The sequence below is a fragment of the Pseudomonas sp. SCA2728.1_7 genome (assembly GCF_018138145.1).
GTDB lineage: Bacteria > Pseudomonadota > Gammaproteobacteria > Pseudomonadales > Pseudomonadaceae > Aquipseudomonas > Aquipseudomonas koreensis_A.
This window is the reverse complement of the sequence record NZ_CP073104.1, coordinates 231,861-256,097: the sequence shown is the minus strand read 5'-3', so window position 1 is coordinate 256,097 and position 24,237 is coordinate 231,861. Positions and strand designations below refer to the sequence as shown.

The 24,237-nt window shown below is 59.5% G+C and carries 25 protein-coding genes and 1 riboswitch; of the genes, 16 read left to right on the top strand and 9 right to left on the bottom strand.

The window, feature by feature from the left end:
* Positions 1-45 precede the first annotated feature (45 nt).
* Positions 46-408 (top strand): DUF6124 family protein, encoded by a 363-nt coding sequence (locus KBP52_RS01030; protein WP_137216923.1) that lies wholly within the window; start codon positions 46-48, stop codon positions 406-408.
* A gap of 137 nt (positions 409-545) precedes the next feature.
* Here the strand turns inward: KBP52_RS01030 and KBP52_RS01025 are convergent, their stop codons facing one another.
* Entirely contained in the window at positions 546-1,760 is a 1,215-nt protein-coding gene (locus tag KBP52_RS01025; RefSeq protein ID WP_212621785.1) for an aldose 1-epimerase family protein, read from the bottom strand.
* Positions 1,761-2,150: 390 nt separating this feature from the next.
* On the opposite strand from KBP52_RS01025, the gene KBP52_RS01020 reads away from it, so the two are divergent.
* From KBP52_RS01020 to KBP52_RS01010, 3 genes are all read left to right on the top strand, one after another.
* A complete protein-coding gene (locus KBP52_RS01020; protein WP_007916145.1) occupies positions 2,151-2,369 on the top strand; it encodes a hypothetical protein in 219 nt (72 codons plus the stop codon).
* Positions 2,370-2,579: 210 nt separating this feature from the next.
* The gene (locus KBP52_RS01015; RefSeq protein WP_212621784.1) at positions 2,580-3,581 is read left to right on the top strand and encodes an acyltransferase; all 1,002 of its coding nucleotides are present in this window, start codon (positions 2,580-2,582) and stop codon (positions 3,579-3,581) included.
* Between the two features lie 134 nt (positions 3,582-3,715).
* Positions 3,716-4,183, top strand: coding sequence for a thiol-disulfide oxidoreductase DCC family protein (locus KBP52_RS01010; protein WP_123593275.1), 468 nt, complete (start codon positions 3,716-3,718; stop codon positions 4,181-4,183).
* Here the strand turns inward: KBP52_RS01010 and KBP52_RS01005 are convergent.
* The 6 genes from KBP52_RS01005 to KBP52_RS00980 all read right to left on the bottom strand — a co-directional run bounded on the left by KBP52_RS01005 (position 4,167) and on the right by KBP52_RS00980 (position 11,111).
* Positions 4,167-4,658 carry a DUF2269 domain-containing protein gene (locus KBP52_RS01005; RefSeq protein WP_212621783.1) on the bottom strand — a complete coding sequence of 164 codons (492 nt, stop codon included), beginning with the start codon at positions 4,656-4,658 and terminating at the stop codon, positions 4,167-4,169. The genes KBP52_RS01010 and KBP52_RS01005 overlap by 17 nt on opposite strands.
* A 1-nt stretch (position 4,659) precedes the next feature.
* Positions 4,660-5,787, bottom strand: a complete 1,128-nt coding sequence (locus tag KBP52_RS01000; protein WP_212621782.1) for a saccharopine dehydrogenase NADP-binding domain-containing protein — start codon at positions 5,785-5,787, stop codon at positions 4,660-4,662.
* Positions 5,788-5,972: 185 nt separating this feature from the next.
* Entirely contained in the window at positions 5,973-6,704 is a 732-nt protein-coding gene (locus KBP52_RS00995; RefSeq protein WP_249122229.1) for an autotransporter outer membrane beta-barrel domain-containing protein, read from the bottom strand.
* 349 nt (positions 6,705-7,053) lie between these two features.
* Positions 7,054-9,531, bottom strand: a complete 2,478-nt coding sequence (locus KBP52_RS00990; protein ID WP_212621781.1) for a TonB-dependent siderophore receptor — start codon at positions 9,529-9,531, stop codon at positions 7,054-7,056.
* A 108-nt stretch (positions 9,532-9,639) separates the two neighbouring features.
* Entirely contained in the window at positions 9,640-10,593 is a 954-nt protein-coding gene (locus KBP52_RS00985) for a FecR domain-containing protein (protein ID WP_212621780.1), read from the bottom strand.
* Complete coding sequence (locus tag KBP52_RS00980) at positions 10,590-11,111, bottom strand: sigma-70 family RNA polymerase sigma factor (protein WP_077572535.1); 522 nt, start codon at positions 11,109-11,111, stop codon at positions 10,590-10,592. The genes KBP52_RS00985 and KBP52_RS00980 overlap by 4 nt, the downstream gene beginning before the upstream one ends.
* A gap of 136 nt (positions 11,112-11,247) precedes the next feature.
* A riboswitch (cobalamin riboswitch) is annotated at positions 11,248-11,454 on the top strand.
* 91 nt (positions 11,455-11,545) lie between these two features.
* On the opposite strand from KBP52_RS00980, the gene KBP52_RS00975 reads away from it, so the two are divergent.
* The 8 genes from KBP52_RS00975 to KBP52_RS00940 all read left to right on the top strand — a co-directional run bounded on the left by KBP52_RS00975 (position 11,546) and on the right by KBP52_RS00940 (position 18,679).
* The gene (locus KBP52_RS00975; RefSeq protein WP_212621779.1) at positions 11,546-13,483 is read left to right on the top strand and encodes a TonB-dependent receptor; all 1,938 of its coding nucleotides are present in this window, start codon (positions 11,546-11,548) and stop codon (positions 13,481-13,483) included.
* Positions 13,483-13,842 (top strand): (2Fe-2S) ferredoxin domain-containing protein, encoded by a 360-nt coding sequence (locus tag KBP52_RS00970; protein ID WP_212621778.1) that lies wholly within the window; start codon positions 13,483-13,485, stop codon positions 13,840-13,842. Before KBP52_RS00975 ends, KBP52_RS00970 begins: the two co-directional genes overlap by 1 nt.
* Entirely contained in the window at positions 13,839-14,759 is a 921-nt protein-coding gene (locus KBP52_RS00965) for an ABC transporter substrate-binding protein (RefSeq protein ID WP_212621777.1), read from the top strand. The genes KBP52_RS00970 and KBP52_RS00965 overlap by 4 nt, the downstream gene beginning before the upstream one ends.
* A gap of 50 nt (positions 14,760-14,809) precedes the next feature.
* Positions 14,810-15,010, top strand: coding sequence for a PLDc N-terminal domain-containing protein (locus KBP52_RS00960; RefSeq protein ID WP_077572531.1), 201 nt, complete (start codon positions 14,810-14,812; stop codon positions 15,008-15,010).
* Positions 15,011-15,192: 182 nt separating this feature from the next.
* On the top strand, positions 15,193-16,257 hold the full coding sequence (locus KBP52_RS00955; RefSeq protein ID WP_212621776.1) for an FAD-dependent oxidoreductase: 1,065 nt from the start codon (positions 15,193-15,195) through the stop codon (positions 16,255-16,257).
* 38 nt (positions 16,258-16,295) lie between these two features.
* Positions 16,296-16,847 (top strand): AAA family ATPase, encoded by a 552-nt coding sequence (locus KBP52_RS00950; RefSeq protein WP_212621775.1) that lies wholly within the window; start codon positions 16,296-16,298, stop codon positions 16,845-16,847.
* A gap of 45 nt (positions 16,848-16,892) precedes the next feature.
* A complete protein-coding gene (locus KBP52_RS00945; RefSeq protein WP_212621774.1) occupies positions 16,893-17,213 on the top strand; it encodes an isochorismate lyase in 321 nt (106 codons plus the stop codon).
* Between the two features lie 56 nt (positions 17,214-17,269).
* The gene (locus KBP52_RS00940) at positions 17,270-18,679 is read left to right on the top strand and encodes a PLP-dependent aminotransferase family protein (RefSeq protein ID WP_077572527.1); all 1,410 of its coding nucleotides are present in this window, start codon (positions 17,270-17,272) and stop codon (positions 18,677-18,679) included.
* Here the strand turns inward: KBP52_RS00940 and panB are convergent.
* Positions 18,667-19,482, bottom strand: a complete 816-nt coding sequence (gene panB / locus KBP52_RS00935) for a 3-methyl-2-oxobutanoate hydroxymethyltransferase (protein ID WP_212621773.1) — start codon at positions 19,480-19,482, stop codon at positions 18,667-18,669. The genes KBP52_RS00940 and panB overlap by 13 nt on opposite strands.
* 295 nt (positions 19,483-19,777) lie before the next feature.
* Here panB and KBP52_RS00930 point away from each other — a divergent pair, with 295 nt between their 5' ends.
* The 3 genes from KBP52_RS00930 (at position 19,778) to KBP52_RS00920 (ending at position 22,444) form a co-directional block, all read left to right on the top strand.
* Complete coding sequence (locus KBP52_RS00930) at positions 19,778-20,200, top strand: VOC family protein (protein ID WP_137219551.1); 423 nt, start codon at positions 19,778-19,780, stop codon at positions 20,198-20,200.
* 52 nt (positions 20,201-20,252) lie between these two features.
* Positions 20,253-20,735 (top strand): GNAT family N-acetyltransferase, encoded by a 483-nt coding sequence (locus KBP52_RS00925; RefSeq protein ID WP_212621772.1) that lies wholly within the window; start codon positions 20,253-20,255, stop codon positions 20,733-20,735.
* Between the two features lie 167 nt (positions 20,736-20,902).
* Positions 20,903-22,444 (top strand): class I SAM-dependent methyltransferase, encoded by a 1,542-nt coding sequence (locus tag KBP52_RS00920; RefSeq protein ID WP_077572523.1) that lies wholly within the window; start codon positions 20,903-20,905, stop codon positions 22,442-22,444.
* A 33-nt stretch (positions 22,445-22,477) separates the two neighbouring features.
* On the opposite strand, the gene KBP52_RS00915 is transcribed toward KBP52_RS00920, so the two are convergent.
* Positions 22,478-22,951, bottom strand: coding sequence for an anti-virulence regulator CigR family protein (locus KBP52_RS00915; RefSeq protein ID WP_176091721.1), 474 nt, complete (start codon positions 22,949-22,951; stop codon positions 22,478-22,480).
* 283 nt (positions 22,952-23,234) lie between these two features.
* Between KBP52_RS00915 and KBP52_RS00910 the strand changes: the two genes are divergently transcribed.
* On the top strand, positions 23,235-24,143 hold the full coding sequence (locus tag KBP52_RS00910) for an alpha/beta hydrolase (protein WP_212621771.1): 909 nt from the start codon (positions 23,235-23,237) through the stop codon (positions 24,141-24,143).
* Positions 24,144-24,237 lie beyond the last annotated feature (94 nt).

The window sequence follows — 24,237 nt, the reverse complement described above, 5'->3', positions numbered from 1 at the left end:
TTTAGTAGCTCGGTGCGGCGGCCACACCACAGGAAAAAGAAGAAGATGTTCAAGATCACGCCGAACCCGCCGGAAACAGATCCGGCCTCCCCCTACGAGTCACCCGACTCCAAGAAATTCCACGAAGCCGCCGAACGCGCCCTCGACTACTACCTCACGCCAACCCAACGCATCATGGGCAGCGACCAGAAACACGCCCCCATGTTTCTGGCCAACGCCGACTACGACAGCGAGTCCCTGCTGGTTAACGCCAGCGAGTCCCTCAGCTCAGCCACCGAAATGCTCTGCAACTTCGCCGCCCTCCTGGACCCAGGCCACCGCAAAACTGCGCTGGGCATTGCGCAAGTGGTGATGCTGGGGGAATTGGCGGTGAATCGAGCGCTGGATAAGGTTGTGCCGGTGGATTGAGGGGTGATCCCTTTGTGGCGGCGGTCAGGTATCCGCCACAGAGGGATCAAGAACGCTTAATGCGCCTGCTTTTGGCCAAGAGCCGACAGTCTCTGTCATTGCGAGCAGCTCATCGGCCGACAATGCCCAGGCCGGTGTCACTCCTTGGTCAGATCAACCAACGGCGTCTGCCGCACCTCGGTCTCGCGTCCACCCTGAATTTCGCTCACCTGCTTCAAGGCCTTATCCACTGCCGCTTTATCCGCCAACAAGCTGTAGCTGATGCGGAACTGCTTGTGTTCCTTCGGCCCGATTGTCGGCACCAGGTTCAGTGGCCGCTGATAACGGCGGTTGTAGGAAAAACTTGTCCCCGGCTCCAGCCCTGTGACATATCCCTGGCCTTGGGTATCGGTGTTTTTCCACAGGGAAAACACCGGCAGTGTCTGCGTATTGAAGCCAACCGAAACGCCCAGGCTGCCGGCTTTGTTATGCAACACGGTCAACGTATCGCCCTTGGCATCGGCATACGGCACCACGTTGTAAACCGTTTCGTCGTAGTCCTTGGTCGGTGCGCGGTAGGTTTGCCATTCGGGCAGATCGCCCTTGGCTTTGTCGTTGAACGGCGACACTTGCTTCACCGGCGCGGCGAAACGAGCGCCCTGCTCCAGGAACGGGGTGCTGAAGTTACTGTGATACAGCGCCTGGTATTCCTTCGGATAGTCGCCGTTGTTGGTCAGGGTGTCGTTGAGGTCGAACACGACGCTGCCGGGTTCGGTGACCAGTTCCGTCGCGACGGAGAAGTCGACCTTCTTGAACGCCTGCTCTTTCAGTTCGCCGCGCAGGGTGATGGCGTACGGTGGTGTTTCATCGATGTGCAGAGTGACTTTGTTCGCAGGAATGTTGGCGGCTCGACCGTGCAGGGTCAGCAGTTCGCCGTTGTCAACGCCGGGGTGGCCAACCCATTCGTACCCGCAGCGGGTGACCAGCTCATTGAAACCTTCCAGCCAGCCAAGACCACCGCGGCCATTGAGTTCGATGAAGGACGGATTGACCACTTCCTTGACCGGTGAATCCCAGCCCATGCGCACATTGCCGACCGAGGCCTGCAGGACATTCATTCCCCGTGTCGGCACTACCGAGAGTTTCATCGTACCGTTATCGATGTCGACAATGCTGACGCCCTCCTGCCGACCGCCATGCAAGGTGCGCAGGGTAACGCTGAAGGGTTTGTCGGTTTTTATGCCGAGTTGCTGGCTGGTGATCTGCCAGTTCTGGGCGGCTTTGTCGGTGTCGAGCAGAACGTAATCCCAGGCCATGGCGTGGGAGGCAGCGGACAGTGCGCTGAGGGCAACAACGAGTTTGAGCGGGGTCATGGCAGCAGCCTTTCTTGGAGTTGTGCGCTTTTTATAAACTGGGTGAAACGTTTCAGCAAGCTTAAATGGTGACGCTACGCTGGTGTATGTCGAGAAAGATTTTGGATAACCAGGAAAATCGAATCGACACACTGTCGCAAATCCGCCGCTAACTTCTCACGCTCTCTGGAAACCACCGCCACCGGCCCATTCGCCCACGGTCAGCAGATAGTGGCCGCTCAGGGACGTCCGATTTCGGCCAGAAGCGACCGGTCTGCCTGATAAATAAATCCGTCCCCATTCCAGCCGGCAATGAGTTCCCCTTCCTTGAACCGTGAAGGCAATGTGATAGCATGCGTTCGCCCCCCGGAGAGGGGGAATTTTTCTACATCCTGCAAGGAATATGCCCCCGTGAAAGACTTCGTCATCAGCGTCAACAACACCGTCCTCTATCTCTCCCTGGCGTTCATCTGGCTGGTCGCTATCGTCGCGATTTTCACCAGCGGGTTCCTCCCGGCGCTGGGTATCTTCGTGGCCGGCACCCTGTGCTGGTGCATCATTTCCGGCTTCTGGTTCGTCCAGTCGGCGACCTACGAAGAACTGCGCAAGCTAAACGCAAACAAAGGCTGAAACGTCAGGGTGGAGCCGTAAGTGCCCCGCCCTACCCTGAGCGCTTGGTTCCGTGCCGAGCGCTCTCGCCCACTGCGAATGGCTCGCATAAATCCCGCATTCTCCGAAATCCTGAAATTCCCTAGCCCCGAGCGCAGAGAAAAACCTGTCATCCCCCCAAAAACCATCGTAATTTACCCGCCATAACTACAAGGTCGTTTGGGGATACACGTGGGAGCCTTCCGTTTGCTTTTGGCCGTCCTGGTCGCTGTTTCGCATATGGGCAAGACGTTCATGGGGTTCAACCCAGGAGTGGTTGCCGTGATTTCCTTCCTGCTCATCAGTGGTTTCGTGATGACCTCACTGATCGAGCGCAACTACAAGGCCCCCGAGAAAGTCGGCCGGTTCTACCTGGACCGAGCCTTGCGTCTTTATCCGCAATTCCTGTTCTATTTCTTCGTCTCTTGTGCGGTGATCTACTTCCTGCTGCCCGGCACGCCACAGTGGGCCGAACTGACCTTCAGAAACATCGCCGCGAACCTCGCGATCGTGCCCCTCGGTTTCTATATGTTCGGCGCGAGCGGAACGTGGATTTTGCCTCCGGCCTGGTCGCTCGGGCTTGAGATGTGCTTCTATCTGGTGATCCCGTTCCTGCTCATCTACCGAGCACGGGGCGTTGCTTTCGCGTTGTCCGTCGCGGTGTTCATTCCCGCGTGTCTTGGATTCATCAACACCGACTACTACGGCTACCGCCTGTTGCCGGGCGTCCTGTTTATATTCCTGTGTGGCAGCTACCTCTACAAACCGCAGGCGAAGGGTCTGGCAATCGCCACAGGCACCGCCGTGGCGGCGGCCATGATCGTCGTGGCGATCATGGCGGGCTGGATCGACCGCCGACCGTTCAACGCCGAAGTGGCCGCAGGCATTGCCCTGGGCATCCCTGCCGTGTACTGGCTGACAAAACTGAAATTTCACCGGTTTGACGAATTTCTGGGAAACATCAGTTACGGCGTGTTCCTCAATCACTTCGTGGTGATTTACTTCCTGCACGGCTTTTGGCCGATCACCTCATTCGATTGGGCCAGGGTTGCAACGGTATTGGTGCTGTCATTCTTGTTGAGTGGTGTTTCGTACTATTGCGTCGAGCGGCCGGCGTTGAAGTTTCGGCATACGCTTCGGGCCGGTTCCAAGGATCGAGTCAGGGACATTCACGGGGGTGAAGCAGCGGTTTGACATCGTCGGGAGGCAGATCACGCGTCTAAACGGGGTCTGTTCCTTATATCCACGGCTCTGCCTGAGGCAGTTATTCGCGAACAACTGCTTGCGGCGCTATGATCGCAACACCCGACCTCTTGAACACAAACCCTATGCCCTCCGAAAAAAACCGCCCGACCCCCGCCCCGTTCCTCAACCCCGGCGAATCGGTGGTCTTGTTCGATGGCGTGTGCAAACTCTGCAATGGCTGGGCGCGTTTTTTGATTCGCCACGATCATCAACATCGCGTACGTCTGGCAGCGGTGCAGTCGCCAGAGGGGCAGGCGTTGCTCGCGTGGGCCGGCCTGCCCATAGATCAATTCGACACCATGGCCGTTATTCGTGATCGTCACTACTGGGAGCGTTCGGACGCGTTCTTCGAAGTCATTAGCCAACTACCCGTCCGTTGGCAGCCATTGCGCCTGCTGCGCGTATTCCCCCGCGGCTTGCGCGACTGGGCCTACGATCGCATTGCGCTGAACCGCTATCGGCTGTTCGGCAAGTACGACACTTGCCTGCTGCCGAACCCTGATCATGAACAGCGCTTCCTGAAAGCCACCGCACCTACACCAGAAAGTTAAACAACTGCACCGGCGTCATCTTCGTGACCATCATCAGTACGATGACAAACATTCCGGCGAAACCCATCACACCCATCCAGAACCATTTCCGGTAGACGGCTTGATACTGCTCATCCAGCCCCGCCCCCACTTCGCTCGCACTCGTCGCCATCACACACAGCCGCTTCTGCAGGAGCAACACCGGCAACCACAGCGAGCCGACGCAGAAGAAGATGATCAGCGAGGTCAGCACCCACTCGGTGCTCATGCTCAGCCCCGACAGGCGCATCAGCAGATACCCCGTGATGATCTGCACGAACCCGGCCGGCGTGGTGATCCAGGTGTCAAAGCCCACGACCATGCGCGCAACGTGGGCAATCACTTGTGGATTGCGCGTGCGGCTGGCGGCGATCAGGTAGAGGTAGGAACCCATGCCGAAGCCGAACAGGAAGATCGCGGCGATGATGTGCAGGTACTTCAGGCACAGGTAGAGCATGTCAGCGCTGCCCGTCCGAGAACTGCACGGCCAGACTCAGGTTGTCAGGATCGTTGATCGCGGCCATGTACTCGGCGACGCTGATTTCGCCCACGCACGGTCGGGCGCCGGCGGCCGGCACGTAGCCTGAAGCCATTTTTTTCGCCAGTGCCACGGCGGCGCAGCTAGGGATTTCCGGGCCTTTGTCGTTCAGGGCGGTGAGTTGCGCGGTCATCGACAGCGGTTTGCCGTCAACGCCAAGGCCCTGCACGTCGATGTACATCGCACTTTTGCCATCGCCGAAACGCTCGAAATGCGTGCCCAGGCGATGCAGTCTGCCGGCCCACAAGGCATGGTCGCGCACCAGCCCGACTTTCAGCGCCTGAGCCAACAGACCGTTGGCAACGCCACCAAGTTTAAGCCCGGCGCCAGCCTTGAACTTCAGGGTCTGCGCGCCATAACGACCGGCAAAGATGTCCATGTCCGGCACATCAACGTTGGCCAGCAGACGAGTGCCCATCTGCGGCATTTTGCGCAAGGTCAGGTCCAGCCAGCCGGACACTTCATGCACCTTGCCGTTTTTCAGTTGTTTGATCGGTTTGCCGGCGTAAGCGAGTACACCTTCGATGGTCGACAAGCCCGGCATTTTCGCCGATGAGGAAATGCCGTGTTCGATCGAGTCGATGCGGGAAAAACGCTGACGCTGTTCATCGATGATTGCCGACGACAGCGTCGGCACCGAGCTGCAACCACTGAGGATCGCCACGCCGGCCAGTTTCGCTCTCGCGTCGAGAACGTGAATGCCGTTGACGAAGGTGCGGCAGTCAGCCAGGTCGCAGTAATTCACACCGGCGTCGATGCAACTTTCGGCGAGCGCATAGGATTGCCCCTGAAACGGCCCGCCGGTGTGCACGACCAATTGAATATTCATCGCCCGCAATGCGGCTTTGAATTCGCTGCCCATGGCGTCGCCGCACCAGCCTTCGCAGACGTTGCCCGATTGGCTGTTCAACTCATCGAGTTTGCGCTGCAATTTGCGCGGATCACGGCCCGAAAGCACCAGGCCGATGTCCGGCGTCGACGCCAGATGCCTGCACACGATGCTGCCGAAATTTCCGTAACCACCGACCACCATCACCCTGAACGGCATGTAATTCTTCCCTAATTCAATCCTTCAAACAGGCGTGAAGGATATAGGGCCGAGCGTCAGCAAGCCATTCAATGTAGGCCTTCGCCTGCTCGCGATAACGGTGTGTCAGAAGCAAATGAACACCTGACACACCGTTATCGCGAGCAGGCGAAGGCCTACAGGGTTATGCGGTGTACCCGAGTGCGCTAGAAATTTATCTTGAACCCCAACATCGCGTCATACCCGTGGCTGTCACCGTCGAACCCCTGGCGATAGCCGGCCGACGCGGTAAATGTGGTGCGCTGATTGGCCTGGTAATCCACCCCGACATTCACTTCACCCCACGTGCCCTGAATGTCGGATTCGAACGGGATGTAGCCCGACTCGGAGGAAAACTCGGTTTTCGGCTGCCCCTTGAATTCATGCCAGATACTCGGCCGGATCCAGCCGTTGGTGCGCCGTGCGCTCTTGTCGACGCCTTCGGTGTCCCAGTCCTTGGCGATGCGCACGCCGGCGCGGCCGATCAGTGAATCGACGTCCTTGAAGCGAATTTTCGCGCCGACGTCATCACTGCTGTCCAGATCGACGTAGCTGTAGATCGCCTGCAATTGCGGCTCGATGTACCAGTCTTTGTCGACTTCGTACGGGTAGCCGTTTTCCAGCGATGCGGTGTAGCCCCAGCCACGGGTTTTCAGTTTGGCCATGTCGTTGGGTTTGGCTTCGATGTCGAAGCGGTTGACTTGCAACACGCCGTCCAGATACCAGCCGGACGGGCCGAAGTGCGTCCAGTAGGCGCCGACGCCGTAAGCGCGCAAGGTGTCTTCGCCGGCGGCGCGCCGAGTGTAGTGGCTGACGCCGGCGTCGATGGTCCCGGCGGACAACGACAGCCCGAACAGGTTTGCGAGACGTTGTAGGCACCCGCCGCCAAAGGCCCGCATGCGGCCTGAGCGTCTGCGAGCATCAGGGTGTTGGCCATGGCGACCAGTAACGCATTGCGGATGAAATGCGGGGCGTGCCCGCCGTAAGAATGGCCGCTGGCACCTTGCATGAAAACCTCCCTGTTCAGCGTATCTCCACCACTGAGTGGCCACTGTCGACAACAAACGGATATGGCCTCGAGATTACAGTTATAGACCTTAGTAGCTATTTCAAAAGAAGGAGAAAAACACGACAAGCCTCACAGCAAAGCAGCCGGTGCGCGCGCGCAGGGTGACCGGAAGGTGCTGAACCCACTGACACACCTCTGCACTCAGGACGGACCGGCGCTTGCAATCAATTCAGGCTGAACTAGAAACTCGCCTTCACCGACATCATGAAGTTACGGGGATCACCGTAGTAGCTGCCGAACGTCTCGGTACCGATGGTCGAGTAGTAACGCTTGTCGAACAGGTTGTTGCCGTTGAGCGCGACCGACCAGGTGTCATCGATGCGGTAGCCGATGCGACCGTTCCAGATTGCATAACCCGACTGGCTGATTTTCTCGCCACTGGCGGGTGAGACGCGGAAGTTGTCGCTTTGTGCATTGACCCCGGCGCCGAGGGTAAAGCGCTCAAGCGCGCCACTCAGCGCGTAATCGCCCCACATGCGCAGCACGTGTCGCGGCACATACGTATTGAACGCGGCACCGGTCAGGCTGCTGTCGATGTCGTCCAGGGTCTTGGTCTGCGTGTAGGTGTACCCCGCGAGCAGTTGCAGGCGTTCGATGACTTCACCGCTGATCTCGGCTTCAAAACCTTGTGCGCGAACCTTACCCGCATTGAGGTAGCAATAGCCGTCGGACGATGGGCAGGACGAGTTGTAGTCGGTTTGCGCCTGATCTTTCTGAATCGTGCGGAACAGGTTGAACGAGCCGTTGAGTCGACCGTCGTACCAAGCGCCCTTGATCCCCAGTTCATAGCTCTGGCCCACCAGTGGCTTGAGCGCCGCGCCGTCTTCGGAACGGTAGTTGCCTTGCGGCGTGAAAATGTCCGAATAGCTGGCGTAAGCCGTCAGGTTCTCGTTCAAATCCAGCAGAACCCCGGCAAACGGTGTGACCTGGCCGGTTTCCGTCGAGCTGGAATGCTCCGAAGTGCCGCTGTTGATGAAGTCCGAATCAGTCTCAGAGCTGTACCAGCTGACCCGCCCACCGACGACCAGCGTCAACGGATCCGCGAGTTTCAGGCGTAACGTCGAGTAAACGCCCTGCTGTTTTGTCAGCGAATTGACCGGGCCGCCGCGCGAAGAGTTTTCGATGAAGTAACTGTCGTCCGGCTCAGGAATATGTTTGTCGGGATTGAACACACTCTGCCGCTGCGGCAAAAACGCCACGGAGTAGAAGTCGTTCTTTTTCGAACGGCTGGCGTTGGCGCCGACGATCAGTTCATGTTGCTGACCGAATGCGTTGAACTTGCCATCGACGTACGCATCCAGGCCGTAATCGACCTGATCGTAGTCGTACATGCTGCCCAGCATGCCGGTGGTGTTGACGCCCGGAGTCACCGCACCGGAAGCAAATGCGTATTTGATGTCCTGCGTGTTTTTTGTGTAAACGCTGGCGACCTTCAGGCTCCAGTTTTCGTTGATCTGATGCTTGAGATCACTGAACACCGTCGTGCGCTGGCTGCGCCAGGTATTCCACGACGGATCCAGGCAAGTCGAACGACTGAGTTTCAAATCGCTGCGATCCTTGTAGCGCGGCAGACCGCCCCAGCACGGATTGGCATCGACGTCTTCATAGGCGACACCCAGTCCGAGTGTGGAGTCGGGGCTGACGTCAAAGTCGAGCGCGCCGTAATACACCTGATCCTTGCGGCTGGCATCGTCGACAAAGTAATGCCGGCTCTGCTCGGCGACCACGGCGCGGCCACGTATCGTGCCAGCGTCATTCAACGGGCCACCGGTGTCGACTTGTCCGCGATAATTGTCCCAACTGCCGCCCGACAAGGTGATCTCGGTTTGCGCTGTGGCCTGCCCGCGTTTGCGCACAAAGTTAACCCCGCCGGCGGTGCCGCCCGAACCTTTCATCATCCCGGCCGCGCCGCGAAGGATCTCGACGCGGTCGTAATAGGCCATGTCACCGCTGAAACTGTCGGCCTGAACGTAGAGGTTGCCCATGTCCAGCGGCACGCCGTCGTACTGATACTGGCCCGACATGCGAAAGCCACGGGAGTAGAAGTATTTGCCGCCCATGGTCGAGTCGTAGACGGTGATCCCCGGGGTCTTTTCCATGACCTGATCGATGGTGTTGAGGTTCTGGTCGTCGAGCATTTTGCGCGTCATCACCGTGACCGATTGCGGGGTCTCCCGCAGCGAGTGCTCACCTTTGCCGATGGTCACCGCGCCGGTGGTGTACGAGCCGCTGTTTTCCGTGGTCGCGCCGAGCATCTGGCCGTTGATGTTGGTGGCCCCCAGTTCCAGCGCCGAACCGACTACCGGTGCCGGCCGCAGCACATAGGTGCCATTGGCCTGCGGTTCGGCTTGCAAACCGCTGCCACCAAGTATCCGCGCGAAGCCTTCGCTGGTGCCGAATGCGCCTCTGAGGCCAGGGGATTTCAGGCCATCGGTTTGTTGCGCATCAAACGAAATCGCTGCCCCCGCCGCACTGGCGAAATGGCTGAGTACTTCGGTCAGGCTGCCAGCGGCAATGTCGAAGGATTTAACCGAACTCTGTTGCGCCGAAAACGGCGCGGCCAACGTGGTCGTCGACCAGACGCCGGCCGTCGTTGCCGCCAGTAGCCCGACCTTCACTGCGGTCGCCAGACGACCAGACTTGTACACCCGAGACATGCTTACCCTCCCCCAGAAACGCTGAATAAAAACTCATTGAGGGATGAGCCGAACGGTGTGTGTGAAAAGTGCAAACGCTGAAAAAATATTTCCGGTTCACGGCGCCAATCACTGGGCAGGCGGCGACACGTTGACCCAATAACGGCTGTAGCGCGTGATGCGCAAGGAGAATCCACTCTCCAGCGCCGCCAGTGCGAGGTCGGTGTTATCAATCGGGAATGCGCCGGAAACCTTCAGTTGGGCGATCCGCGCATCACACCGCAGCACGCCATGGCGGTAACGCGAAATATCCGCCAGCAACTCGGCCAGAGGACGATTGAGCGCGATGATGCTGCCTTGCTGCCAGGCACCGACCGACGCATCGTTGCGGCGAATCGCGCCTACCGCACGACTGTTGAAATCCAGTGATTGTCCAGCCTCTAAACGCACGGTGGAGCCACCGCCCGCCGAGCTGACTTCGACCGCCTTCTCGACAACCGACACCTCGCCACCGCTGTCCTGTGAGCGGACGATAAACCGCGTGCCCAACGCCAACACTTGGCCATGCCGGGTCAATACTTTGAACGGACGCTGCGACGAATCGGCCGCGGTGCTCAGCAGAATCTCGCCCCACAGTAATTCCAGGGTTCGCTGGCGACCGTCGAAACGCAGATTGACCGAGGTGTCGGTGTTGAGCAGCAAGGCACTGCCATCGGCCAGACGAAACTCGCGCCGCTCGCCCACGCCGGTACGGAAATCGGCCAGCAGGTTTTGCGACGGCTCACTGCGCCAGCCCAGCCAGCCCAGCGACCCGGCCGACGCCAGCAGCACCACGCTGCGCAATACCTGCCGCCGGGATCGCTCGACCCCGCGCAACGCCGGTGCCGCCAATGCGCCCGGCACGCTGGCCATCTGTTCGCCGACCGCCGCCATCTGCTGCCAGGCTTGCTGATGGGCAGGATCGGCGCGCAACCAGTCGTTCCACGCAGCGCGGTCCGCCTCGGTGGCGATGCCGGAATGCAGACGCGCGTACCAGCGGGCAGCGGCGCTGATCGCTTGCAGTTCGGCGGGCGACAGGCTCATGCCAGTTGCATCTGAATCTGCATCAGACAGCAATGCTCCATGGCCTTGGCCATGTAGTTGTTGACGCTGCGCACGCTGATGTTCAAGCGCTCGGCAATCTGCAGGTAGGTCAGGCCATCGAACTGCGACAGGATGAAGGTCTGCTTGACCTTCGGCCCCAGCCCTTGCAGCAAACGGTCGATTTCCACCAGCGCCTGCAGCAGGATCGCCTGCTCTTCCAGCGAAGGCTGTTGCTCTTGTGGCATGGCCGCCAGCGCTTCCAGCCAGGATTGCTCCAGCGAACGGCGGCGGAACAGGTCAACGAGCAAGCCTTTGGCGATCATCGACAGGTAAGGACGCGGCTCGCGAATCTCCAGAGCGCTGCGGGCCTTGATGACCCGAACGAAGGTGTCCTGCGCCAGATCGGCCGCATCGAAAGAGTTGCTCAGACGCTTGCGCAACCAGCCTTTCAACCACCCGTGATGGTCGCAATACAAGTCATTGACGGCGCTGCGCAGGGATAATTCGTCGGCGGACATGAGTCTGGAATAATTCGCGAGTGATAATGACTCTTATTGTCTGGCGCGCGACGGGTGCTTGGCAATAGGCAACTTTGGCCATTTGCATACCCATAACCCGGGTCCCGAAAGTTGACGAACGGTCATTCGAATGTTCAGATGCCGCCCAGTTTCAGGTGTCCCATGCCGCCGTGCATGGGGTGAAACGGGAAACCGGTACGTTCTTTTCGAACAAGTCCGGTGCTGCCCCCGCAACGGTATGCGCGTGATGCTTTCGATACACCACTGTGGCCAGACGGCCATGGGAAGGTGAAAGCCTCGATACGCGCGAGCCCGGAGACCGGCCTGAAATTTTGTTTGGCAAAATCCTGCGGTGGGCGGGCATGGGCCGGTATTGGCTGTGCGCGATGCCTTCTCCTGCATGCTCTTCTGCGAAGATCCTTTTCGAGAAGACAATGATTCGACCTTTCAACACTTCTGCTCCAACCCTGTTCCTTGGCTGCCTGTTCAGCCCGCTACTACTGGCCGACGACGCGCCGCTGGAACTCCATCAACAAATCGTTTCCGCACCGTCTGTGGAATCCACCACCGTCGCCGAGATGGCGAAGTTCGGCAGCAAGGTCGAGATCGTCAGCCGCGAACAGATCGAACGTGCCGGCCCCAGCGCCGATGTCAGCCGCGTCATGCAGATGTTCATTCCCGGTCTGTACGTCGCACCGAAAAACGGTCCGTTCGACTACGGCACTTATTCACTCCTGGGCGGGCGCAACGACGACACTTTGATCCTGCTTGACGGCGTACGCCTGAACAATCGCCTGTACGGCGGCCTCTATCTGGACACCCTGCCGGCCAATGCCATCGAGCGCATCGAAGTGCTCAAGGGCGGGCAGAGCCTGTTGTTCGGCACTCAAGCGGTGTCGGGGGTGATCAACATCGTCACCCGCAGCCCGCAGAGCCGCAAAGCCTCCGGCGAAGTGAATTTGGGCGTCGACAGCTTTGGCGGCACCAGCGAAGACGCGCGGGTCGAGAATATCTTCACCAACGGTTTCGGCGATCTCGGCTTGCTGGCGTACATCAGCCACAACGTCTCCGACGGTTACCAGCCGTATCGCAACCGTGACATGAAAAACGTCAGCGAGAAGAACCGTGCCTACGAAGTCACTACCTTCGGCGGCAAGGCCATTCAGTCGTTCGGCGATGATGCGCGGCTGGAACTGTTCTACCAATACGCCGACGCCAACCTCGATTTCGCCCGCCCGGTCGACAATCACACGACCACCAACGATCGCGTGCAGCAGATCGCCACGGCGACCTTCGAGCAGAACATCAACGAGCGCCTGAGCTATTTCGTCAAAGGTCATATCAACGACTGGGACACGCGCTACACCCGGGTCAACAACGTCGCCGACGGCGGTACCAAAGTCATCAACCACAACGACTATTGGGGCTTCACCGATTGGGGCGTGCAGGCCGAAGGCAAGGCTGAATTGCCCGGTGGCCATGTGTTGGTGTTCGGCAGCGACAACCAGTGGTTCAAGGGCCAGGACGATGTGTTGATCATCGATAACGACAAGGCCGAAGCCCATGCGTTCTACACGCAACTGCGACCGCAGATCGACGCCCTGCCCGACTGGCATCCGAGCATCGGTGTGCGCCACGAAGCCATGAGCGGCGGCGACAGTGCCACGGTCGGCATGCTCACTTCGCTGTATGACCTCAATGACAATTGGTCGGTGCGCGGCCAATACGGCAGCGCTTACAAACTGCCGAACGCCGAGCAACTGTTCGTCAACGAGCCGGGCGACGAGATCGGTAATCGCAATCTCAAACCGGAAAAAAGCCGCAACGCTGAACTCGGTGTCGACTACAAAGGCTTCTTGCTCGATCGCGAATTCAGCGCCAGCGTGACCCTGTTCAAACGCAAGATCGACGACCTGATCACCCTCGATGACATTCAGTGGGTCAACGGTGAAGGCACGATCCAGATGCGCGGTTTCGAGGCCGACGCCAAGCTCGCGCTCAACGAGCAGTGGAGTCTGCAAGCGGACATGACCCGCAACCTCACCGAATCGCGCACGGGGGCGACCATCAATGACATCCCGAGCTTCTTCGCCCGTTCGCGCGTGGGTTATGAATCGGAAAATCGCCTGTGGGGTGCCGGCGGCGCGATCCGCTACATACGCGACATCACCAGTTCGAAACAGGTTGAATACGGCAACTATTCGGTGGTCGACGCCGACGCTTATCGCTACCTCGACAACGCCCACCAACACCGCGTGAGCCTGCTGGTGGAAAACCTCTTCGATCGCGATTACGTCACCAGCCGTTCGAGCAATGTCGACAACCTCGGCCGGCCGTTCACCTCCGAAGTGCGCTACACGTACCGCTTCTGATGAGTGAGATCAAAACCGTCGACGGCATCGACACGCACCCGGACTGGTCGCACGTGCCCGAGCACGCGCGCCATGTGTTCCTCTGCACCGGCCCGCGCTGCACCCAGCGTGGTGCCTTGCAGTTATGGAAAACCTTGCGCCGGCATTTGCTCGCGCACGATCGCATCGAGACGCCGGGCGGCGTGCTGCTGACCCGCACGCACTGCCAGTTCCCGTGCAATCTGGGGCCGATTGTGACGGTGTACCCGGAACGCTGCTGGTATGGCGTGCGCAGCAAAGACGATGTGCAGCGGCTGGTCGAGGGGCATCTGGTGGGCGGTGAAGTGGTTGCGGATTTGCTGATCAAGGCGCGGCCATGAGCAGGTTGTGGATGTTGTTGAGTGCCCTGCTCTGCGCCGCGCCCGCACTCGCCGACACTTACCGTAATTGCGGCGAAGACTGGCGCGCCGCTGCGCCCTCACGCATCGTCGCGCTCAATCAGCATGCGGCGGATCTCGTGCTGGCACTGGGTGCGGGGCCAGCGCTGGTCGGCGTAGCCTATCTGGATGACACCGATGCCGGTCAGCGGCCTTCCGAGTATTTCGGTGTACCGGTGATCGCGCGGCAATACCCGGCCAGCGAAGTGCTTTACGCTGCGAGGCCGGATCTGGTGATCGGTGGCTTTGCCACGGCGTTCGGCGACGGTGTGACCTCACGCTCGGGACTGGCGCGCAATGGCGTGGGTTCGTATCTGCTGGAATCCGCCTGCAACGGGCATTCGCTGGATTATTTCGCGCATGTACGCAATGACTTGCTGACGTTGGGCAAGCTGCTGCACCAGCAGCAAAAAGCCCAAGCGTTGATCGACTCCATGGAAAAGGACATTGCCAGCGCCCGAGTCCTGGCCGGTGCGGGTAAACCGTTGTCCGTGTTCTATCTCGACAGTGAAGTCAAAGGCCTCGACAGCGAGGGCCGACGTGGTTTTGTCACTCCGCTGCTGGCGGCTGCCGGGGTACGCAATGTGTTCGCCAACATCAACCTCTATCGAGTCACCGTCAACAGCGAAACCCTGCTGGCCAGCGACCCGGACGTGATCCTGCTGGCCGACGCCGAATGGTCGCCCGCCAGGCGCAAACGCTATCTGCTGACCCACGACCCGGTGTTGTCGCAACTGCGCGCGGTGCGCGAGAACCGAATGATCGACATCCCTTTCACTCACCTGCTGCCGACCTTTAACAGCGGTCGGGTGGCACTGGAGCTCGCTCGCCAGCTCAATGCCCTGAACAAAAATAAATGAACCCGTCGCACCGCACGCCACCTAACGCACAGACCATCAGGAGGTAGCCAATGCAAATCGAAACCGTGTGGATCGTACTGGCGGCAGTTCTTCTGCTAATCGAACTCTGGGCCATCAATCGGGTGCGCAAGAGCGAGGGGAAAGCGAGCAATAAAGGCGTGTGGATTGTGCTGATCGTGTTTGTGCCATTGTTCGGCTTGATTGCCTGGGCGTTGGCGGGCCCCAAGCATGTCAGTCATTCAGCGTCGTAACCTGACTATTGATCCTTAGCGACTGAGCATCCGTCACGGACTGGCATGCCAAATGCCCGCGGGAAATATGGCCGCTTAGCCCGGTTTCAGCGTACGAGCCCGGCTTTGGCCGGGCTTTTTCTGGTTGCTCGCATTGTCACCCCTGTTGCAGGATCGGCACCTCGACAACAGGGAATGTTGCAATGAAAAAGACAGCACATCGGCGAATTGTGGTGGTGGGTGCGGGCATCGTCGGTGCCTCTCTTGCGTATCACCTGTCCGGCAAAGGTGCACAGGTCACGTTGATCGAGGCCGGCGAGATCGCGAACGGCGTGACGGCAAGCTCTTTCGCCTGGATCACTGCCACGCACACCGGCGCTGATCCGATTGCGCAGTTGCGCGGTATGGCCATAGAAGCCTACCGACGACTCGAAACCGAGCTGCGGGATTTGCAGATTCGCTGGACCGGAGCGCTGTCGTACAGCGAATCAGCAGAGTATCCGGCGTCGGCGACATTGTTATCGTCTGCCGAGGTGCTTGCCCGCGAGCCCAACCTGAAAAATCCCCCTCCCCGCGCGTTGTATCGCGCGGAAGAAGGCGCACTCGACGCCGTGCAGGCCACCCACGCCTTGATTGCCGGCGCCCGGGCGCTGGGGGCGCAATTGCTCACGCAAACCCGAGTGACCGGTTTCAAAACCTGCAACGCAGATGTCACCGGCGTTGAAACCACAGCGGGCACGATCGATGCCGACCTTGTTGTGCTTGCCGCCGGGACTGGCACCCGGCAGTTGACGCAGTTGCTGAACGCCTCCCTGCCCATCGACGCCTCACCGGCCATTTTCATCCGCTACAAAACCCAACCGGGCGTCGTTAAAGGAATCATCTCCAGCCCCGAAATGGAAATTCGGCAAAGCGCCGACGGCACGTTGCTGGCCGCTGAAGATTATTGGGGAGAGACGCCAGGCAACTCGCCGACTGACATCGCCCGGCAAACCGCCGAAGCCATACGCAAAGAACTTCACGGGGTGGTTTTGATTGAGGCGCAAACCGTCGCCGTCGGACTGAGACCTATGCCCGCTGATGGCATACCCGTGGTCGGTTACTTGCCCGGTGTCAGCGGGGTCTACGTTTGTGCGATGCATCCCGGTGTGACGCTGGCGGCAATCGTCGGGCGCCTCGCCAGTGAAGAGCTGCTGGATCGCCGGTCATCTGCTGCCCTTCAACCGTGCCGCCCAGAGCGTTTTTTTCGGAATTCCGGTAACGCTTGATTTAGACTTGCCGACTTTTTGCAGCAAGGGATTTGCACATGCAACGCATCGTCATTCTGGGCAACTCGGGCAGCGGCAAATCTAGCCTCGCCCGCGAAATCGGCCGGCGTCTGGATCTGGCGGTGGTTCACCTCGACCCGCTGTTCTGGGAGCCAGGCTGGGTAGAGCCGGTCAATGAAATGTTCCGTGAACGGGTTCGCCAAGCCGTGGCGGGCGACACCTGGATCTGCGAAGGCAATTATTCGCGGCGCACCTTCGATCTGCGACTGCCCCGTGCCGACCTGGTGATCTGGCTGGATACGCCTCGGCTGACCTGCATGAAGCGGGTCATTCTGCGCAGCGCCCTGAATCGCCCGCGCACGGATCTTCCCGTCGGCTGCACCGAGCGGCTGGACCGCGCATTTCTGCAATTTCTGAAATACGTGTGGAATTTTGACCGGGTCAATCGCCCGAGCATTGAAGCGATGCGTGCTAGCGTCGGGCCGCAGATTCCAGTCGTTCATCTTTGCGGTGTGCCGCAGATTCTGGCGTTTCTCACTGAGCTGTCTGAAGCACGCAAAGTGACGAACAACGCTGCTCTTACCCTCTGAAAACCCGCCGCACTATCACCAACAACTCGAGAGGCACAGACGCACATGGACGTCATCAACACGTTACAACCCGCCGACTGTGCGGACATGCAAGATATTCGAAGTGAAATCGACCGACTCGATCAAGCGGTGATCAAACTGCTGGGCAAGCGCTTTCAGTACGTACTCGCGGCCTCGAAGTTCAAGACCTCGGCGACCTCAGTGCGGGCACCGGAGCGTTTTCAGGCGATGTTGGCAACCCGTCGCGACTGGGCCGAAAACGAAGGTTTGAATGCAGATGCCATTGAGAAAATGTACAGCGACCTGGTCAATCACTTCATTGCTGAAGAGATGAAGCACTGGGCGGCGGCGCAAACGGACCGCTGACTGCTTTGGCACAATCTTCCGTTTGCTTCTTAGGCTGACAATCAAGGAGAACAGCATTGACGCCCCCCAACGACACCGCGTTCGCCTATCAAGCGGTCTACCACTACCTCATCGGATTGATCGAGGCGGCCAGTGGCACGACTGAGCAGAAACTGCCGTCCCTGCGACAACTGGCCCTGCGCCTCGGCGTTTCGGTGTCGACGACCAAATATGCCTACGCACTGCTCGAGGACGAAGGCAGAATCCACGCCAAACCCAGGTTCGGCTATTTCACCCGGTCGATGCCGGCGGCGCCTGTGACGACCAGCTCCGGCAATCTTCTGGACCACGTCTTCGTCAGCGCCCGTCAGCCCGGCATGCTGGCGCTGAGCAGCGATGCCCCGGCGATGCTGCTGTCGCTACAGGGGCCGTTGTTGATGATGGAGCGTGAGCTGACTCGCCAATACCCGCCCTCGAATGCACCGCTCTATCAGCCACTCGGCGAGCCGGAATTGCGCGCCGCCCTGGCGGAACGCTACACCCGTGCCGCTCACAACCACTGGCTGACCGAGCAGGTGTACATCGGCGCGGACCTGCGTAGCGTGCTGGAATTATCACTGAGTGCCTTGAATCTAGGCGGCAGCGTGGCGTTGGTAGAGTCGCCCTGCTCGTGGGCGATTCTGCGCCAATTGCGGGCGGCTGATATCCGCGTCATCGAGATGCCTCTTGGCGATGACGGCCGCTTCGATCTAACCGCGTTGAAGGCGTTACTCACGCGCGAACCGGTGCGCCTCGCGGTGCTGTCCTCCACGGTGAATATTCCCCAGGGCCAGTTGATGCCGGCGCACGATAAACAGCAGATCTGTGACTGGCTGGCCGAGCGCGATATCTGGCTGTTCGAAAACGACACATGGGGCGAATTGTGTTTCTCCGATTCACCCGCGCGCTATCGCGATTTTGCTGATCCGGACAAACTGGTGGTGTTCTCGACGTTCGACAAGATTATTGGCGGCGAAGCGCCGTACGGCTATGTGCTGTGTCGCCAGCAGGCCGCGCAATTTCATCGATTGTTTATGCAACGCGGATTTCGCCTCTCGCCAATTCGGCAGAAAGCGATTGCCAGACTTTACAGCTCCAGGCGCATCGATCAGCACCTGACCACCCTGCGAGCACTGTTGCGCAAGCGCATGCAACAGCTACAGACCTTGTTGGAAGAACACGGTAACGGTCAGTGGCAGGTAGTCGCCCCTCAGGGCGGTGCGAGCTTCTGGCTCAAGGCTGTGCGGCCGATCGACATGCAACGGGTGTTCGAGCGCCTGCTGACCGAGCGGATCGTCATCGCCCCCGGCGAGATCTTCAGCCAACAAGGCGCCTGGAACCAGCACCTGCGCCTGAGCTACAGCCTCGATTGGGACAAGGATATCGGCCACGCGGTGCAACGACTGGCGCAGGCGTTCACCGAAGAAAACCGTGTCTACAGTCCATAGCAATGCCGCGCCTCAGGAAACCGACCATGGCGCACATCGTCAGCAAACTGCGCGCATGCCTCGCTGATCACCGCGCCGACATCGGCGTAGCGTTTGACGAAGCGCGGCAGATGCTCACCGCCCAGGCCGAGCACATCTTCGGTGACCAGCACCTGGCCGTCGCAGGCCGGTGAGGCGCCGATGCCGATGGTGGGCATTTTCGACTCCAGCGTAATCTGCCGCGCCACGCCCTCCGCCACTCCTTCGAGCAACAGGCTGAAGGCGCCTGCGTCTAGATTGGCCCGGGCATCTTCGGCAATCACTGCACCGGTTTCAGCCGTCAGGCCCTGAGCCTTGAAACCGCCCATGACATTGACGAACTGCGGCATCAAGCCGACATGGGCCATGACCGGAATACCACGGGCTACAAGAAACTCGACCGTCGGCGCCAAGGCCTTGTTGGCTTCCAGTTTGACCGCGTCGCAACCGGTACGCGCCAATACCTGAGCGCAATTACGAAAGGCCTGCTCGTGGGATTCTTGATAACTGCCAAACGGCATGTCGGCCACCACACAGGCCAGGCGCGTGCTATCGACCACCGCCCGCGTGTGGCCGATGATTTCTTCGAGCTGCATGCTCAGCGTCGAGGCGCGGCCATAACCGACCATGGCCGTGGAATCGCCGACCAGAATAAAGTCGACGATCGGGTCGATCAGCTTGGCGATACTGCTGGAGTACGCCGTCAGCGAGACGATTTTCTGTTGGCCTTTCATCGCGACCAGTTGCGGCACGGTCAAGCGTTTGGTGCGGGTATGCAGGCTCATGGGCGACTCTCCGAGGCTGCCGTCCGTGAACGATAAATGTCGCCAGATTGAATGCGTAACGCTTCCATACAGTGCCCAACTCCAAAAGATTCGAGCGCTCGATTATTCGTTTAACGCAGAAACATTCAATGCACAGATTTGCCTGAAAAAGCGACCCAGGTGCCCCCGGCTTCGTTGAAATGCCTGCAGGATCCGGGATGCATACTTTCGCCGTTTACCGCAGGATGCGAAGCTTGCGAAGGATTCAACCGATCGATTTTGATCACGGTTTACAACTCGAAACGGAAGTCACCTCATGCTCGAACGCAACAGACTGGTCCCGGAATTGATGGTGTCCAACCTGCAAAACAGCCTGCGGTTCTGGGTGTCTTGCCTGGGATTCAGCATCGCTTATCAGCGCCCCGAAGACGGTTTCGCCTATCTCGACCTGAATGGCGCACAGGTCATGCTCGAACAAGTTGATCCAGATGCCGGCCAATGGTTGACGGCACCGCTGAGCAAGCCCTTCGGACGCGGCATCAACCTGCAGATCGATGTTGCCGAAGTCGCTTCGATCATCCGTCATCTCGGACAGGCCGGTTTTGCGCTTTACCGTGATTGCCAAGACACTTGGTATCGCGCTGACAACATTGAAGTCGGCCAGCGCGAATTCATCGTTCAGGATCCCGATGGGTATCTGGTCAGACTGGTAGAGCGCTTGGGTGAACGGGCAATTTGAGCTTCACCCGGACGTAACGCAACGATTCCCAAACAACACAGGAGCGCCATTCATGGAAGAAATCATTAGCTACCGAACCGCTACTGCCGAAGATGCTCTGGCGATGTGCGAACTGGGCCAATTGCTCAATTCGGTACACCACGCCGCCCGCCCCGATATCTACGCCGCCGCCACCGAAGATTTCGCCCGCGACTTGCCGCACTGGGCCGGGGTATTTGAAAAGGCAGGCCAGATCGTCTTTATCGCCAGCACCGCTGACCGGCCCGTGGCGTTCATTACGGCCACCCTGTCCGCCAGTTCCGGCCCGCTGATGCAGCCGCAGAACGTGGTGCGCATCGGCTCAGTCTGTGTCGCCGAACCGTTCTGGGGCAAAGGCATTGGCCGCGCGCTGATTCAGCGGGTTAAAGACTGGGCTATCGAGCAGAATGCGCAGGACTTGCGCTTGACGGTCTGGCCTTTCAACGAGCGCGCGGTGCGCATGTATGCCGAGTTCGGCTTCGAGACCCGTGCCTTGGAGATGGGCGTGCGTTTGTGAGGAGCGACCAACTCTGATCATGAATAACCCGGCAAAATATCAGCACGAACCCTATCGAATGGTTCGATCCTGCCGACAACATGCGGGTGGCCTGCGCAAGACTGAACGACGCACGTCCATGCCTTTTACAAGAGCCACTTTCCATTACGATTCAAGAGGCTGCACCCATGAGCAATGCCTGGAACGAAGGTTATTTCACCGACGAAGGCTACACCTACAGCTATAGCCGGGAAATCAATCCGGTTTTCCAGCGTTACTGCCTGTTGTTACGCGGCTTTGCCGGCCTGGACAATCCCGACGGTTATCACTGCGAACTCGGTTTTGGTCAGGGTGTGTCGATCAATATTCACGCCACGGCCAACCCGGCAGGCTTCGTCGGTACGGACTTCCACCCCGGTCAGGCGGCTCACGCCATTGAGCTGGCGGAACTCAGCAACAACGGCGCAAGACTCTATGACGACAGCTTTGAGCAACTGCTGGCGCGCCATGATTTGCCGCAGTTCGACAGCATCAGCCTGCATGGCATCTGGACCTGGGTCAGCCGTGACAACCAGAAGCTGATTGTCGAATTCGCCCGGCGCCACCTCAAACCGGGTGGTCACCTGTACGTCAGCTACAACGCATTCCCGGGCTGGTCGCCTTCAGCGCCGTTGCGCCAACTGTTCAGCCTGCACGACCGCTTTGCCAGCCACTCGACGCGGCCGGATCAGCGCATCGATGCTGCGTTGCAGTTTTCCGAAGCGCTGCTGGCGGCCAACCCCAAGTACGCCATCGCCGCGCCGAGCCTGGGCGCGCGACTGCAGACCATCAAAGGTCAGGATCGCCAATACGTCGCCCACGAATATTTCAATCGCGACTGGAACTGCATGTATTTCGCCGACATGGTGGATGCGCTGGCCCCGGCCAAGCTCGATTACGTCACCACAGCGGTGCCGCTGGATTCGGTCGATGCACTCAACCTGAGCGCCGAAGGCCTGGCCTTTCTCGACGGTATCGAGCATCCGGTGATGCGCGAGCAGGCGCGTGACTACTTCGTCAACCAGGCTTTCCGTCGCGACCTGTACGTGCGCGGTGCCAACCGACTGAGCGCCACCGAGCGCCGCTCGCGTATGCTCAATACGCGATTTGTCCTGATGCAACCGGCAGAAAACGTAGCGTCCAGCGTCACCGGCCCCGCTGGCGAAGCGTCACTGCAAGCGGAAATTTACCGCCCGCTCCTCAATGCACTCGCGGGTCAGACCTATGAAGCCAGAACGATGCAACAGTTGCTCGATGCGGTGTCGCCAATGGCTTATGACGATCTGGAACAGGCCATCGCCATCCTGGTCGGCATGGGCGCGGTAGCCCCTTGCCAGAGCGAAGCCGCCGAGGCGCTGGTGTACGAACGCTGCGCCGCGTTCAACTTGCAACTGTGCAAGCGCGCGCTGTTCAACGCTGACATTCAGGTGTTGAGCAGTCCGGTCACCGGTGGCGGCGTCACGGTCAGTCGTTTCCAGCAACTGTTCCTGATTGCAATCCGCCAAGGCAAACAGCACCCGGCGGAGTGGGCGCAACTGGTGTGGAGCGTCATCGCCGAACAAAACGAAGTGTTGCTCAAGGACGGCAAACCGCTGACCACTGCCGAAGCCAACATTGCCGCGCTGACCGAACAAGCTCAGGCTTTTGCCGAGCAATCGCTGATCGTGCTGAGTGCTTTGAAAATCGTCTGATCGGCGTGGGTGGTGCGCAACGGGCTGGAAATCTTAATCAAACGCCCCGTTGAGCACCTCGTAAATCAGGCCGGTGGCCAACGCGACCAGGATCAGATCCGTGCCCACCTGCTGCCATTCGTAGCCATCGTAATGCGGCAGGTGACCGACCAGGCGTCCATCGAGCTTTTTCGCGATACCGGGCGGCAATGCTTTGCCGCGAGCCAGGTTCTTTTGAATGCCCGGTGGCAGCGCAGGCCCCGGGCTCCAGTAGTCGCGGTAGCCGCCAACAATCCCGAGCACATTGCCGTGATCGATGCTTGGGCCATGACTCCAATCACCACCCGAGTTGTTGCCCTTGTTGCCGTTACCTTTCTGGTTACCGTGGCCCTGCACATTCTGCGAATTTCCCTTGCCATTGCCCTGCCCCTGACCTTTTCCATTACCGGGATCGGCCAGTGCCATCGCCGAACTGAAAACCAGCGCAAGGGACGAAATCGTTGCAATCAACGTGCGTGACTTGATCATGCGGCGCGCCTTCATGGTGGGATGCTCCTGTGTCATCTTGACGTTACACATCAGCTTAGTTTATCCCGGCTGGCCGATCGTCGATTACGCCCAGCCCATCGACACCCGTCCGCAATGCGCATCATCTGGCTGCCAAAGCGCTTCGCCACTTCTCTGTCGAGATTCGTGAGGAGAAGGCGCTGGGCGCGTTTATCGAGGCGGCGTTCGCTTCCAAGTGAAACTCCTGCGGCCCTGATCGATACGTCTACGCTCTCTCCATCCCCCCACGCTTGGAGACTTCGTCATGACTCGCCCGCTACTGACCGCCCTCGCCCTTCTTGCCCTGAGTTTCCAGGCTCATGCCGACGTCGTCCCTTTTCCTGCGACCTTCCACACTCAGGACATCAAGGTCGAAGGCGCGACAATGCACGTGCGGGTCGGTGGCAAGGGTCCGGCCGTGGTGCTGTTGCATGGTTTCGGTGATACCGGCGACATGTGGGCACCGCTGGCGGCGGATCTGGCCCGCGACCACACCGTAGTGGTGCCGGATCTGCGCGGCATGGGGTTGTCGTCGATTCCCGAGGGCGGCTATGACAAAAAGACTCAGGCCGGCGACATTCGTCAGGTGTTGAGCGCGCTGAAGATCGAACATTCGGTGGTCATCGGGCATGACATCGGCACCATGGTCGCGTTCGCCTATGCCGCGCGCTATCCCGAACTGACCGAGCGCCTGGTGGTGATGGACGCGCCCGTGCCCGGCATCACCCCGTGGAATGACATTGTTCGTTCGCCGATGCTCTGGCACTTCGACTTTGGCGGTGCGGACATGGAGCGTCTGGTGGCCGGGCGTGAGCGCATCTACCTCGATCGCTTCTGGAATGAGTTTGCCGGCAATCCGGCCAAGGTCGATGAAGGCACCCGCCAGCACTACGCCAGGCTTTACGCCCGCCCCGGCGCCATGCACGCCGCATTCGCCCAGTTCCGCAGCATTCGTCAGGACGCCCTCGACAACGCTCCCGTCCTGCACAAACACTTGAGCATGCCGGTACTGGCCGTGGGCGGTGAAAAGTCCTTTGGCAACAACGAAGCGATCGTCATGCGCAATGCTGCGGACAACGTCACCGAGGTGGTGATTCCGACGGCAGGACATTGGTTGATGGAAGAAGCCCCGGCGCCGACCATCAAAGCGGTGCGCGACTTCATCGCAATGTGAGGAATGGCATTGCCTTGGACGGAGGCTTACGTCAGGATTCGCCCCTTTTTGAGGGCAAAGTGCAGCCTATCTTGTGGCTCGTCCCTTGATGCGT

Excerpts from the sequence above, each read along its gene's own strand:
- KBP52_RS00980 (WP_077572535.1), bottom strand. The coding sequence starts at position 11,111 with ATGTCCGCCGACGAATTATCCCTGCGCAGCGCCGTCAATGACTTGTAT.
- KBP52_RS00975 (WP_212621779.1), top strand. The coding sequence starts at position 11,546 with ATGATTCGACCTTTCAACACTTCTGCTCCAACCCTGTTCCTTGGCTGC.
- KBP52_RS00985 (WP_212621780.1), bottom strand. The coding sequence starts at position 10,593 with ATGAGCCTGTCGCCCGCCGAACTGCAAGCGATCAGCGCCGCTGCCCGC.
- KBP52_RS00950 (WP_212621775.1), top strand. The coding sequence starts at position 16,296 with ATGCAACGCATCGTCATTCTGGGCAACTCGGGCAGCGGCAAATCTAGC.
- KBP52_RS00955 (WP_212621776.1), top strand. The coding sequence starts at position 15,193 with ATGAAAAAGACAGCACATCGGCGAATTGTGGTGGTGGGTGCGGGCATC.
- KBP52_RS00910 (WP_212621771.1), top strand. The coding sequence starts at position 23,235 with ATGACTCGCCCGCTACTGACCGCCCTCGCCCTTCTTGCCCTGAGTTTC.
- KBP52_RS00995 (WP_249122229.1), bottom strand. The coding sequence starts at position 6,704 with ATGCGGGCCTTTGGCGGCGGGTGCCTACAACGTCTCGCAAACCTGTTC.
- panB (WP_212621773.1), bottom strand. The coding sequence starts at position 19,482 with ATGAGCCTGCATACCCGCACCAAACGCTTGACCGTGCCGCAACTGGTC.
- KBP52_RS00930 (WP_137219551.1), top strand. The coding sequence starts at position 19,778 with ATGCTCGAACGCAACAGACTGGTCCCGGAATTGATGGTGTCCAACCTG.
- KBP52_RS00945 (WP_212621774.1), top strand. The coding sequence starts at position 16,893 with ATGGACGTCATCAACACGTTACAACCCGCCGACTGTGCGGACATGCAA.
- KBP52_RS00920 (WP_077572523.1), top strand. The coding sequence starts at position 20,903 with ATGAGCAATGCCTGGAACGAAGGTTATTTCACCGACGAAGGCTACACC.
- KBP52_RS00965 (WP_212621777.1), top strand. The coding sequence starts at position 13,839 with ATGAGCAGGTTGTGGATGTTGTTGAGTGCCCTGCTCTGCGCCGCGCCC.
- KBP52_RS00960 (WP_077572531.1), top strand. The coding sequence starts at position 14,810 with ATGCAAATCGAAACCGTGTGGATCGTACTGGCGGCAGTTCTTCTGCTA.
- KBP52_RS00990 (WP_212621781.1), bottom strand. The coding sequence starts at position 9,531 with ATGTCTCGGGTGTACAAGTCTGGTCGTCTGGCGACCGCAGTGAAGGTC.
- KBP52_RS01000 (WP_212621782.1), bottom strand. The coding sequence starts at position 5,787 with ATGCCGTTCAGGGTGATGGTGGTCGGTGGTTACGGAAATTTCGGCAGC.
- KBP52_RS00970 (WP_212621778.1), top strand. The coding sequence starts at position 13,483 with ATGAGTGAGATCAAAACCGTCGACGGCATCGACACGCACCCGGACTGG.
- KBP52_RS00915 (WP_176091721.1), bottom strand. The coding sequence starts at position 22,951 with ATGATCAAGTCACGCACGTTGATTGCAACGATTTCGTCCCTTGCGCTG.
- KBP52_RS00925 (WP_212621772.1), top strand. The coding sequence starts at position 20,253 with ATGGAAGAAATCATTAGCTACCGAACCGCTACTGCCGAAGATGCTCTG.
- KBP52_RS01025 (WP_212621785.1), bottom strand. The coding sequence starts at position 1,760 with ATGACCCCGCTCAAACTCGTTGTTGCCCTCAGCGCACTGTCCGCTGCC.
- KBP52_RS01010 (WP_123593275.1), top strand. The coding sequence starts at position 3,716 with ATGCCCTCCGAAAAAAACCGCCCGACCCCCGCCCCGTTCCTCAACCCC.
- KBP52_RS01005 (WP_212621783.1), bottom strand. The coding sequence starts at position 4,658 with ATGCTCTACCTGTGCCTGAAGTACCTGCACATCATCGCCGCGATCTTC.
- KBP52_RS01030 (WP_137216923.1), top strand. The coding sequence starts at position 46 with ATGTTCAAGATCACGCCGAACCCGCCGGAAACAGATCCGGCCTCCCCC.